The sequence below is a fragment of the Nocardioides sp. J9 genome (genome assembly GCF_007829375.1).
Lineage (GTDB): Bacteria > Actinomycetota > Actinomycetes > Propionibacteriales > Nocardioidaceae > Nocardioides.
In genome coordinates, this window is sequence record NZ_VLJQ01000119.1 from 9,304 (window position 1) to 21,139 (window position 11,836).

At 73.5% G+C, this 11,836-nt stretch carries 9 protein-coding genes; 3 read left to right on the forward strand and 6 right to left on the reverse strand.

Going from position 1 to position 11,836, the window contains the following annotated elements:
- Nucleotides 1-270: 270 nt before the first annotated feature.
- Nucleotides 271-810, reverse strand: a complete 540-nt coding sequence (gene pyrE, locus L615_RS20130; RefSeq protein WP_028655303.1) for an orotate phosphoribosyltransferase — start codon at nucleotides 808-810, stop codon at nucleotides 271-273.
- Between the two features lie 33 nt (nucleotides 811-843).
- On the opposite strand from pyrE, the gene L615_RS20135 reads away from it, so the two are divergent.
- Entirely contained in the window at nucleotides 844-2,046 is a 1,203-nt protein-coding gene (locus tag L615_RS20135; RefSeq protein ID WP_261376783.1) for a pyridoxal phosphate-dependent aminotransferase, read from the forward strand.
- A 57-nt stretch (nucleotides 2,047-2,103) separates the two neighbouring features.
- Here the strand turns inward: L615_RS20135 and L615_RS23575 are convergent, their stop codons facing one another.
- Complete coding sequence (locus tag L615_RS23575; protein WP_186449952.1) at nucleotides 2,104-2,526, reverse strand: hypothetical protein; 423 nt, start codon at nucleotides 2,524-2,526, stop codon at nucleotides 2,104-2,106.
- A gap of 254 nt (nucleotides 2,527-2,780) precedes the next feature.
- On the opposite strand from L615_RS23575, the gene L615_RS20145 reads away from it, so the two are divergent.
- Nucleotides 2,781-3,305, forward strand: coding sequence for a hypothetical protein (locus tag L615_RS20145; RefSeq protein WP_145726260.1), 525 nt, complete (start codon nucleotides 2,781-2,783; stop codon nucleotides 3,303-3,305).
- Here the strand turns inward: L615_RS20145 and clpB are convergent, their stop codons facing one another.
- On the reverse strand, nucleotides 3,306-5,897 hold the full coding sequence (clpB, locus tag L615_RS20150; protein WP_145726261.1) for an ATP-dependent chaperone ClpB: 2,592 nt from the start codon (nucleotides 5,895-5,897) through the stop codon (nucleotides 3,306-3,308).
- A gap of 205 nt (nucleotides 5,898-6,102) precedes the next feature.
- On the opposite strand from clpB, the gene L615_RS20155 reads away from it, so the two are divergent.
- Nucleotides 6,103-8,247: a GMC oxidoreductase gene (locus L615_RS20155; RefSeq protein WP_222430635.1), complete on the forward strand. Its 2,145-nt coding sequence runs from the start codon at nucleotides 6,103-6,105 to the stop codon at nucleotides 8,245-8,247.
- 13 nt (nucleotides 8,248-8,260) lie between these two features.
- On the opposite strand, the gene L615_RS23895 is transcribed toward L615_RS20155, so the two are convergent.
- The 3 genes from L615_RS23895 to L615_RS20170 form a co-directional block, all read right to left on the reverse strand.
- On the reverse strand, nucleotides 8,261-9,193 hold the full coding sequence (locus L615_RS23895; protein ID WP_036517409.1) for an Abi-alpha family protein: 933 nt from the start codon (nucleotides 9,191-9,193) through the stop codon (nucleotides 8,261-8,263).
- Between the two features lie 85 nt (nucleotides 9,194-9,278).
- Nucleotides 9,279-10,601 (reverse strand): hypothetical protein, encoded by a 1,323-nt coding sequence (locus L615_RS20165; protein ID WP_261376784.1) that lies wholly within the window; start codon nucleotides 10,599-10,601, stop codon nucleotides 9,279-9,281.
- A 634-nt stretch (nucleotides 10,602-11,235) separates the two neighbouring features.
- Nucleotides 11,236-11,697 (reverse strand): heat shock protein transcriptional repressor HspR, encoded by a 462-nt coding sequence (locus L615_RS20170; protein WP_145725803.1) that lies wholly within the window; start codon nucleotides 11,695-11,697, stop codon nucleotides 11,236-11,238.
- Between the last annotated feature and the right edge of the window lie 139 nt (nucleotides 11,698-11,836).

Here is an 11,836-nt window from a genome sequence, read left to right on the forward strand (position 1 = left end):
CTGTGCCCACCACAGCCCGCCCGAAAGGCCCGGAGGTTTCGAGGCTCGGCCGCGGGCGGCCTCGCACCTCAACCACCGGGAGCAGGGCGCAGCGAACCCGAGGCTTGCCGCCAGGCGGACTCAGCCATCTACCGGAGCCAACTGCGCGCGCGGCAGCGTGGCGCCCGCGCCGGAGGCGCGTCGAGGGCAAGTGCGGGCCGAGGTTGCGAGGCCTGCGCGCCGCCCTCGACAGGCGACACGCTCGCGCCGACGAGAGCAGCGCTCGCGCAGTTACGCGCGTGCCCGGGCGGCGTCGAGCTCGGCCTTGGTCAGCACGGCGCGGACCTCGAGCTGGACGTCGGCGAGGGGGTTCTCGCCCTCGGGGCTGCGGTCGATCGCGCAGACGACGGTGTCGACGACGGCGCCGCCGGCGCGCAGGGCGTTCGTGGCGTCCCGGACCGCGCCGCCGGTGGTGATGACGTCCTCGATGAGCACGACCTTCCTGCCGTCGAAGGACGGGCCCTCGGCGAGCTTGGCGGTGCCGTACTCCTTGGCCTTCTTGCGCACGAACACGACGGGGATGCCCACGAGCTGGCTGACGGCGGTGGCGATCGGGATGCCGCCCATCTCCAGGCCGCCGAGGAGCTCGGCGTCGCCGGGGAGCAGCTGCGCGACCTCGCGGGCGACCCGGGCGAGCAGCTGCGGGTCGGCCTCGAAGAGGTACTTGTCGAAGTACTCGTTACTCACCTGGCCCGAGCGGAGCGTGAACTCGCCGGTGAGGCGGCAGGTGGCGTCGATGTCGGCAGCGAGGGCGGTGTCCGTGGTCGTCACCCGGGAAGGTTATCGCCGGGTAGGTTCGGGTCCGTGGAGTCCTCCGCCCGCCGAACCGGCCGCCCTGCCCGCAACGCCGCCCGGGTCTCCGGGATGGGCGAGACGATCTTCGCCGAGATGTCGGCGCTCGCGGTCCGCACGGGCTCGGTGAACCTGGGCCAGGGCTTCCCGGACACCGACGGGCCCGCGTCGCTGCTGGACGCCGCGGGCGCGGCGTTGCGGGGCGGCGCCAACCAGTACGCACCGGGCGTCGGCGTGCCGGCGCTGCGGCAGGCGATCGCCCGGCACCAGCAGCGGCACTACGGCATCGACCTCGACCCCGACCGCGAGGTCGTGGTGACCACCGGCTGCACGGAGGCGATCGCCGGCGCGCTGCTGGGCCTGGTCGACCCGGGCGACGAGGTGGTCGTGCTCGAGCCCTACTACGACTCCTACACCGCAATGATCGACTTCGCCGGCGGCGTACGACGGCCGGTGACCCTGCGGGCGCCCGACTTCCGGCTCGACCCGGCCGAGCTCGAGGCCGCGGTGGGGCCGCGGACGAAGCTGATCCTGCTCAACACCCCGCACAACCCGACGGGCCGGGTCCTCGACGCCGACGAGCTGGCAGCGGTCGCCCGGATGGCGCAGCAGCACGACCTGCTGGTGGTGACCGACGAGGTCTACGAGCACCTCACGTTCGACGACCACCGGCACGTCCCGATCGCGACGCTGCCCGGGATGGCCGGGCGCACGCTGACGCTCTCGAGCGCCGGCAAGTCGTGGTCGGTGACCGGCTGGAAGGTCGGCTGGGCGACCGGCCCCGCCGACCTGGTGGCTGCGGTGATGGCGGCGAAGCAGTGGCTGACCTTCACCTCCGGGGCTCCGCTGCAGCCGGCGGTGGCGCACGCGCTCGACCACGAGGACGGGTTCCCGCGCCGGCTGGCGGCCGAACTGCGGGAGCGGCGCGACGAGCTGGTCGCGGGGCTGGAGGCGGCCGGCCTGACGACGTACCCGCCGGAGGGGACCTACTTCGCCACCACCGACGTCAGCGCCCTCGGCTGGAGCAGCGGCAGCGACTTCTGCCGCGCGCTGCCGGAGCGGGCCGGGGTCGTGGCGATCCCGTCGGAGGTGTTCTACGACGACCCGGACGCGCCGGGCGCGGGCCGTCACCTGGTGCGCTGGGCGTTCTGCAAGCGGCCCGAGGTGATCGCCGAGGCCGTGGCCCGGCTCGGCCGGGCCGACCTGCACGCCTGAGCCTGCGCGGCGGCGCGTCAGGCCGCCCGGGGGTGCTCGGGTGCTCGGGGTGCTCGGTCAGCGACGCCGGACGGTGGCGAACCACGCGGCGACCTCGGGGCGCAGCAGCAACCACGTCCCGACGCCGAGGGCGATGGCGGGCACCAGCAGCGGCGGGCCGCTGATCGCCATGACCAGGGTGAGCAGGGCGGCGCAGACGCCGGACACGGCGAGGGTGATCCGCGCCCAGCCGCGGCCGACGAAGGCGAGCACCGCCAACACGAGCGCCGCGGCGCTCCAGAGCACGAGGCCGATCGCGACCACGAGGAAGGTGGCGACGAACTGTTGCTCGGTCATCCCGCTGGACTGCACCAGGTCCGGCTCCTGCTCGCGGAACTGGTCGAACACCTCGCCACCCTGGGTCGCGACGAGCACCGCGGTGAGGGTGGTCAGCACCAGGGTCATCCCGGACAGCACCCAGGTGAGGATGCAGGCGGCCACGAGGGCCCCCGGGCGNCGGCGGGGGCGGCGGGTAGGCGTGGCCGGGCTGCTGCCCCGGCGGGGGCGCGGGGTGGCCGGCGTGGTCGTGACCGGGACCGGGCTGGTCGGCGCGGCCGGGCTGCCCCGGCAGGTCCGGCAGCGTCGGCGCCCCCGGGCGGGGCGCCCCGAACCGGGCGGCGCGGCGCTCGAGGTGGGCCTGCAGCCAGGGGCGTCCGGCGTACCAGTCCCGGGTGGGCTGGGCCCACAACAGGCCGATGCCGAAGACCGCCATCACGGCGATGAACAGGTCGCTGGCGACGGCGCCGACGAAGAGCAGCGGTGCCAGCACGGCGAGCACGATCCGTGCCGTGGTCGAGCGCTTGAAGACCTGGAAGCCGAGGATCATCGACGCCGCCGCGGCGCCGGCGCCGACGATGCAGAGCACCCGCAGCGCGCTGAGCATGCCGTCGACGGTGATGCCCTCGAGGTTGTTGGTCGACAGCCACGTCTCGACGTCGCGCTGCGCGTCGAGCGTGTGGAGGGTCGAGATCCGCTGCCAGGCGGCGAGGATCAGCAGCACGGACCCGCCGATGATCAACACCCCGGCGAAGGTCGCCTGGGGCGGTCGGGGCTGCTGCTTGGTCATGGGCCCCATTCCACCAGACCGCCCCACGGCCCCACCGCACGGCCACATGTCGACGTTTTCTTGCGGTTGTCGGCCGTTGCAAACGTCAACAGGCGCAGGAATCCCCGGTCAGCCGGGGATTCCTGCACCCGTCGAGCCCGTGATCAGCCCGTGATCAGGTGGTCAGCACCAGCCCGTCCTCGCCCCGGTCGACCTTCACCGCGCCACCGTCGGTGACCTCGCCGCCGATCAGCATCCGCGCGAGCGGGTCGCCGATCGAGGTCTGGATCAGCCGGCGCAGCGGGCGGGCGCCGTAGGCGGGGTCGTAGCCGACCTCGGCCAGCCAGGCGCGGGCCTCGTCGGAGACGGTCAGCGAGATCCGCCGGGCCGACAGCCGCGCCTCGAGCGCCCGCAGCTGCAGGTCGACGATGTGCGAGAGGTCGTCCATCGTGAGCGCGTCGAAGGTGACGATCTCGTCGAGGCGGTTGAGGAACTCCGGCTTGAACGACTGCCGCACCACACCCATGACCGACTCGCGCTGCGCCTCCGGCGACAGGGTGAGGTCGACGAGGAACTGCGAGCCGAGGTTCGAGGTGAGGATCAGGATCGTGTTGCGGAAGTCGACCGTGCGGCCCTGGCCGTCGGTGAGCCGACCGTCGTCGAGCACCTGGAGCAGGATGTCGAAGACCTCCGGGTGCGCCTTCTCGACCTCGTCGAGGAGGACGACGGAGTACGGGCGCCGGCGGACCGCCTCGGTGAGCTGGCCGCCCTCGTCGTACCCGACGTAGCCCGGGGGCGCGCCGACCAGCCGCGCGACGGAGTGCTTCTCGGCGTACTCGCTCATGTCGATGCGGACGATCGCCCGCTCGTCGTCGAAGAGGAAGTCCGCGAGCGACTTCGCCAGCTCGGTCTTGCCGACGCCGGTGGGGCCGAGGAACAGGAACGAGCCGGTGGGCCGGTTCGGGTCGGAGATGCCGGCCCGGGCGCGGCGGACCGCGTCGCTGACGGCGCGGACGGCGTCGTGCTGCCCGATCAGCCGGGCGCCGATGACCTGCTCCATCTCGAGCAGCTTCGCCGACTCGCCCTGCAGCAGCCGGCCGGTGGGGATGCCGGTCCAGGCCTCGACGACCTCGGCGATCTGGGTGGCGCCGACCTCCTCGCCGACGAGCTTCTCGCCCGGCACCTCGGCCTCGCCGGCGGCCTCGACGGCCTTGATCTGCTGCTCCAGGGCGGGGATCTGGCCGTAGAGGATCTCGCTGGCACCGGCGAGGTTGCCCTCGCGGGTCAGCTTGTCGGCCTCGATGCGCAGCTGGTCGAGCTGGCGGCGCAGCGCGCCCTCGCCCTCGAGCTCGGACTTCTCCCGCTCCCAGCGGGCCTCGAGCGCGCGCAGCTCCTCCTCCTTGTCGGCGAGGTCGGCGCGCAGCGCGTCGAGCCGCTCCCGGGAGGCGTCGTCGCTCTCCTTCGCGAGCGCGAACTCCTCCATCTTGAGCCGGTCGACCTGGCGGCGGAGCTGGTCGATCTCCTCCGGCGAGGACTCGATCTCCATCCGCAGCCGCGACGCCGCCTCGTCGACGAGGTCGATGGCCTTGTCGGGCAGCTGGCGACCGGAGATGTAGCGGTCGGACAGGGTGGCGGCGGCGACCAGCGCGGCGTCGGTGATCCTCACGCCGTGGTGCGCCTCGTACTTCTCCTGGATGCCGCGCAGGATCTGGATGGTGTCCTCCACCGAGGGCTCACCGACGAAGACCTGCTGGAAGCGGCGCTCCAGCGCGGGGTCCTTCTCGATCGACTCACGGTACTCGTCGAGGGTGGTCGCGCCGATCATGTGCAGCTCGCCGCGCGCCAGCATCGGCTTGAGCATGTTGCCGGCGTCCATCTGCGAGTCGCCGCCGGCGCCCGCACCGACGACGGTGTGCAGCTCGTCGATGAAGGTGATGACCTGGCCCTCGGCCTGCTTGATCTCGTCGAGCACGGCCTTGAGCCGCTCCTCGAACTCGCCGCGGTACTTCGCGCCGGCGACCATGCCCATCAGGTCGAGGCTGAGCACCCGCTTGTTCTTGAGGCTGTCGGGGACGTCGCCCGCGACGACGCGCTGGGCGAGGCCCTCCACGACGGCGGTCTTGCCGACGCCGGGCTCGCCGATGAGGACCGGGTTGTTCTTGGTGCGGCGGGACAGGACCTGGACGACCCGGCGGATCTCGGCGTCGCGGCCGATGACCGGGTCGAGCTTGCCCTCGGCCGCGGCGGCGGTGAGGTCGACGGAGTACTTCTCCAGCGCCTCGTACGTCGACTCGGCGTCCTGCGAGGTCACCCGGCGGTTGCCACGGACGGCCGTGACCGCCTCGCGCAGCACGTCGGCGGTGAGCCCGGCGTCGGTGAGGACCTGCTGGGCGGTGGACTCCACGGTGGCGAGCGCGACCAGCAGGTGCTCGGTCGCGACGTAGTCGTCCTTCATCGAGCGGGCGAGGTCGAGCGCGGCGGCGAGCACGCGAGTCAGCGCCGCCGACCCGGCGGGCTGCTTGACCGTGGCACCGCTGGCCTTGGGCAGCGCGTCGCGGGCGGCAGCCGCCGCGTGCACGACGCCGGAGACGTCGACGCCGGCCTTCGCGACCAGGTTGGCGGCGGTGCCGTCCTGCTGCAGCAGCAGCGCGACGAGGAGGTGGACCGGCTCGACGGTCGAGTTGCCCGCGGTGGTCGCGGCGAGCTGGGCAGCCTCGATCGCCTCGCGGCTGCGGGTCGTGAAGGTGTCGGCCCCGAACTGGCTCATGGGTGGTGTGCTCCCTCGCTGCTGTGGTTCTTCATCGTCGCGGATCGCCCCGGGTCTGGCGAGGCGCCCTCGTTGATGGGAACAACATACAAAAAGTTGAGTCCATTCCACTCAACTCTGCACATTTCTGGCCGCTCGCCGCCGGCACCGACCCGCGCCAAGGGTCGGGCACTTACGGTCCGGTCGGACGGTTTAGCATGCGGGGGTGGAGACCAGCGCGGGCAGCACGCAGGGGTGGGACGCCGACGTCGTCGTGGTCGGCAGCGGCTTCGGCGGGGCGGTGAGCGCGCTGCGCCTGACCGAGGCCGGGCACCGGGTGCTGGTCCTGGAGAAGGGACCGCGCTTCAGCGACGCCGACCTGCTCCGTGCCCGGCGCGACCCCCGCGCGTACCTGTGGCAGCCCTCGCTCGGCCTGCACGGCTTCTTCTGGCAGCGGGTGTTCCGCCACGTCGGCATCATCGGCGGCACCGGCGTCGGCGGCGGCTCGATCGTGTGGGCCGGCGTGCTGCTCGAGCCGCGCGAGGACTTCTACGACGCGACCGCGATGACCCGCCTGGGCATCGACTGGCGCAGCGAGCTGCGCCCCCACCTGGACCGGGCCGCCGGGATGCTCGGCCGGGTCACCAGCCCGCACCTCGGCGCGATGGACGAGCACCTGCGCGCCGCCGCCCGCGCGGTCGGCGCGGAGGACACCTTCGGCCCGGTGCCGCTGGCCATCCACTTCGGCCGCGAGGGGGTCACCGAGCCGGACCCATTCTTCGGTGGCGAGGGCCCCGAGCGCACCGGCTGCCGGCTGTGCGGCGAGTGCCTGCTCGGCTGCCCCTACGGCGCCAAGAACCAGCTGACCCGCAACTACCTCCACCTCGCCGAGCGGTACGGCGCCCGGGTGGTCCCCGAGCAGGAGGTGACCGCCGTCGTCCCGCTCCCCGGTGGCGGCTACGAGCTGCGCACCCGCCACCCGTGGCGCAGCGGCGAGCACGCGACGTGGCGGGCGCCGCGGGTGGTGCTGGCCGCCGGCGCGCTCGGCACGATCGAGCTGCTCGCCCGCTGCCGCGACGAGCTCGGGACGCTGCCGCACGTCTCCCCCGTCCTGGGCCGGCACGTGCGCACCAACAGCGAGGCGATCACTGCGGTGCTCCAGCCGCCCGGCGAGGACCTGTCGCGCGGCCCGACGATCTCCAGCGACTTCCACCCCGACCCGCGCACCCACGTCACCCAGAACCGCTACCTGGGCGGCTGGCACATGCGGCTGCAGGTCGGGCCGCTCGTCGACGACGACCGTCCGCGCCGCCGGGCGCTGCGCACGCTGCTGCGGCTGCTGGCCCGGCCGGACCGGCAGGCGCGCACCACCTTCGCCCGCCGCTTCCTGCGCCGGCTCACCGTGCTGACGGTGATGCAGGACCACGACAGCGAGCTCGCGATGGAGCTGCGTCGCTCGCCGGTGCGGCCGTGGCGCCGCGTGCTGCGCTCCAGGCTGGTCGGCGACAGCGCGCCGCCGAGCTTCCTGCCCGTCGCCAACGAGGTGACCCGGGCGCTCGCCGCGGCCTCCGGCGGGCGCCCGCTGAACCTGCTCGGCGAGTCGGTCGGCGGGCTCTCGGTGACCGCGCACGTCCTCGGCGGCGCGGTCATGGGCACCAGCCCGCGCGGCGGCGTCGTCGACAGCGACCACGAGGTGTTCGGCCACCCCGGCCTCTACGTCGCCGACGCCAGCGTGGTGCCGGCCAACCTGGGCGTGAACCCGTCGCTGACCATCACCGCGCTGGCCGAGCGGTTCGCGGCGCGGTTCCCGGCGCCGGCGGGAGACCGCCCCCGTCGTACGCCCATCGAGGCGGAGCCGGCCCGGGCCGTCGCCCCTGCCTCCCCCGCACCGGCCGCGGGGCCCGCGGGCCCGGCACCGCTGCCGCAGACCGTGCCCGGCCTGCTCCGCGCGTGGTCCGGGCTGCGCCCGCTCGCCCCCGAGGAGGTGCTGGGCGACCTCGAGGCGTCCTTCGTCCGGCCGCTGCGCCAGGTCGCGCCGCGCGGGCTCGGCCTGGTCGGGCTGCCGCGCTGGTTCGGCAAGCGGTTCCGGCTGGAGGACGGCGTGGTGCGCGGGGTCAACCTGCTGCGCGACGCTGCCGGCGGCCCCGGGCTCACCGAGACGCTGCCGATGACGGTGTCGGTGCAGCCCTCGCTGGCGGACGGCCGGCCGGCGCTGGTGGTCGGCTACCCCGCCGACGCGCCCCGGCCGTGGCGGTGGGTGCGCGACGAGCTGCGCGAGGCGCCGGACGGCACGGTCGTCGGGATGACCTTCGTCGACCGGCCCGGGCTGCGCCGCCCGGGCACGCCGTTCGTGCTGCGCCGGGTCGGCTGAGCCGGGCCTCGGCTCAGGCGTCGAGGTCCGGCGGCGCCTCGTGCTCGGGCAGGTCCGTGCTCGACGCGGTCTCCTCGTCGACGAGCGCGAGCTTGCAGAACTCCTCACCAAACGGCGTGAGGTGGATGCTGCGGCGCACGACCTTGGCGAACTTCACCGAGTGCATCGCGGCGAGCACGTCCGGCTGCGCCTCGAGCACCTGGTACTCGAGGTGGTCCTGCACCGGCTCGCGGGGGAACCAGACCAGCCCGAGGCGGAACAGGTTGTTGAGGTACGACGGCACCTGCTCCAGGTAGCGCAGGCCGGCCCGCGGGCCGATCATGTTCAGCCCCGGCGCGATCAGCTGGCTGCTGACCATGCCGACCGGGCCGCCGGTGCGCACGTCGACGCTGGGCTGCGGGCCGTTGCGCAGCAGCATGACCAGGATCCGCGCCTCGTCCGGGGCGAGCTCGTCGAGGATCCGGTCGTAGGCCGGGTGCCGGTCCTCCGTGCTCCACACGTCGCGGGAGCGCTCGAGCAGCTCGTTGCCGCGCTCGCGCAGGCTCGGCTGGCGGTGGTGGCTGACGACGTGGCCGTCGACGACCGGCGGAGCGGACGGGGCCGGCCGGGACGACGTACCGCCGAGGGACTCGCCCGCACGGGTCAGCGCGGTGGCGACGGGGACGCCGTCGGAGACCTGGCGGGCGACCTCACCGACCGCGTTGACGTAGGCACCGACCTCGCGCACGAGGGAGGTGGCCTCCTCGCGGTTGGTCACCGCCTTGCCGACGCGCATCCAGCCGCGGGTGGTGGCCCGCAGGCCCCAGCCGGCGGTGTGCACGACCGCCGACCCGGCGATCCGGGCCAGGCCGGGCAGCGACTCCGCGACGGCGGGCGCGATGGTCGCGGGCAGGCGGGGCAGGCCGTCGGCGTCGAGGCCGTCGTCGGCGAAGTTGTCCTTGACCACGCTCACATCCTCCCCCAACGACGGCTGCGTCCCAGCGCTCCGCGTCTCGCTCGTCACACGTGCCTCCACACAGTCCGCAGGTCCGTCAGTGGGTCGGCAGGCCCGGGATCCAGCCCCACACGAACAGGCCGACGTGCAGGAAGCCGCCGGCGGCGCCCATGACGGCGCCGTGGAGGTAGAGCATCCACTCGTCCTCCTTGATGGCCGAGCGCATCATCTCGACGAAGTCCCGGGGCGGCAGCTCCTTGGTGCGGCGCGCGATGAGGACCCGGATCTTCTCGGCCTGCTGCTTGCTGAAGCCGGGGTCGCGGAAGGGCGTGATGGTGCGTCCGACCGCCTCGAGGGCGAACGACTCCTTGATGCTGTCGTAGCGCCGCCCGCCCATCGCGACATTGACGGCGCCGCGCAGCGGGCCGGCGGCCCGGTCGATCGCCGGGCGCATCGCGGTGGCGATCATCTGCCGGGTGCGGTCACCGCGCGGGCCGTCCATGAGGAAGTCGCCGATCCGCTCGAGGGTGATCACGTCGTCGGCGATGATCCGCGCGTACACCTCGGCGCACTCGTCCTGGCGGCGCAGGAACAGGCCCTGCACCTTGATGCCGAGGATCCGCTTCTCCTCCGGCGGGTCGAAGATCAGCCACATGCCGAGCAGGTTGGTGATCCACCCGACCACGACGCCGAGGATCGGCAGCAGCCACCAGATCTGGAAGGTGACGTCGACGATCGCCACGGGGATGCCCAGCAGGAAGCCGAAGATGAACCCGAAGGCGACCATCAGGTTGAGCTCGCGCTGGCCGACGTCCTTGAAGACCCGCACGACGAGGTCGCGGTTGTTGCGGAAGTGGTCGATGACCATGATCTTCGGGTCGAGCAGCTGGTCGATGTGCACGCCGATCTCGTCGGTGATCGTGCGCACCACCGCCTGCACCCGGTCGACGACCGCCTGCCGCACCGGCCGCGGCAGGTCGCGCCACAGCCGCGGGTGCTCGCGCATCATGACGTCGTGGACCAGGTCGGGCAGGTCCGGGCGGAACACGTTGACGATGTGCTCGGCGATCTGGTCGGGCTCGAGCTGGGCGTAGAACTCCGCCGGGGTGCCGAGCTTCGCGATGACCTTGTCGACCGCGATGCTGCCCATCTTCGCCGCCCGCGCCGGCACGATGCCCTGCCAGCCGATGCCGCCCTCCATCAGCCCGGGGATCTCCTGGACCTTGCGCGGCATGACGCCCGCCAGCTCCTTGAGCCCCGGCACCCGGATGCCGTGGAAGCTGAGCGGCTTGAACAGCATCCACAGGCCGGACCAGTTGATCAGCCAGCCGATGACGCCGGTGAAGATCGGGATCGAGACGAAGTAGACCCAGTTCACGTGGGCAGCCCAGTCGGCGAGCCAGTCCAGCACCGTCTCCACGTGCACCCCTCGTCCTTGAGTCCCGCTGCGCGCCCCATGCCTCCAACGGTCCCGTGGGCCCGAGGTTAGTGCCTGCGCTCCCGGATGCGACAGGGATCTCAGGACACCCTGTCGCACACACCCGCCCCCACCTCGCCTCCCACTCCTCCCCACCGCCCCGACGTGTGCGGCTTCGTACCGCGAGGTGTGAGGGTTCGTACCGCGAAGTGCGGGTCGTGGCGGCGCGAGGTGCGGGTTGTGGTGGCACGACGTGCGGGTCGTGGTCGTACGAGGTGCGGGTCGTGGTCGTACGACGTGCGCGTCCCGGCGGCGCGAGGGCGAGGTACGCCGCCGCCGTACCGCCACAAGGCACACCTCGCACGACCTCGGGCCACCACGAGGCGCACCTCGCAGAGCCACAAGCCACACCTCGCGGCGCGAACCCTCACACCTCGCGGCGCGAACCCCCACACCTCGCGGCGACAGAGGCGAACGAGCGCCCTCCCAGGCTTGCCGCCAGGCCGGGGGCAGGACCTACGAAAGCCAGCTGCGGCGCGGCCGCGTGGCGCCTGCGCCGCAGGCGCGTCGAGGGCACGTGCGGGCCGAGCCTGCGAGCGCCTGCGCGCAGCCCTCGACAGGCGACGCGCTCGCGCCATCAACGCGGGCGGCGCCAGACGACGACGGCCTGGCTGCTCGACGGCTGCTGCCGGAGCGCAGGGAGGCGGTCGGGGGTGGTGGGGCGGGCGGCGAGGGCCTGGCGGAGGGCCTCGCGGGTGGCCTCGAGCTCGGCGACGAGCTCGGTGTTGCGAGCACGGAGGGCGTCGACGGCGTTCTCGAGGTCGAGGATGCGCTTGACGCCCTCGATGCCGATGCCGGCGGCGGTGAGCTCGGCGATGGCACGCAGGCGCTCGACGTCGCGGTAGGAGTAGCGACGGCCGCCCGACTGCACCGAGATCGGGCGGCCGCCGCCGCCCGTGCGGCCCGGGGTGATCAGGCCGACCCGCTCGTAGGTGCGCAGGGTCTGCGGGTGCAGGCCGCTGAGCTGCGCGGCGACGCTGATCACGAAGACCGCGTCGTCGGGCGCGGGCGGGGTGGGCTGGGGGCGGCGSCCGGCCATCAGGTCGCGTCCTCGAACAGGCCCGCGCGCAGCGAGCTGTTGGCCGTGGCGGCGGCGTACGCCTCGAGGGCGGCCTTCGCCTCGGCGTCGAGCGTGGCGGGCACCTGGACCTCGACGGTGGCGAGCAGGTCGCCGCGGG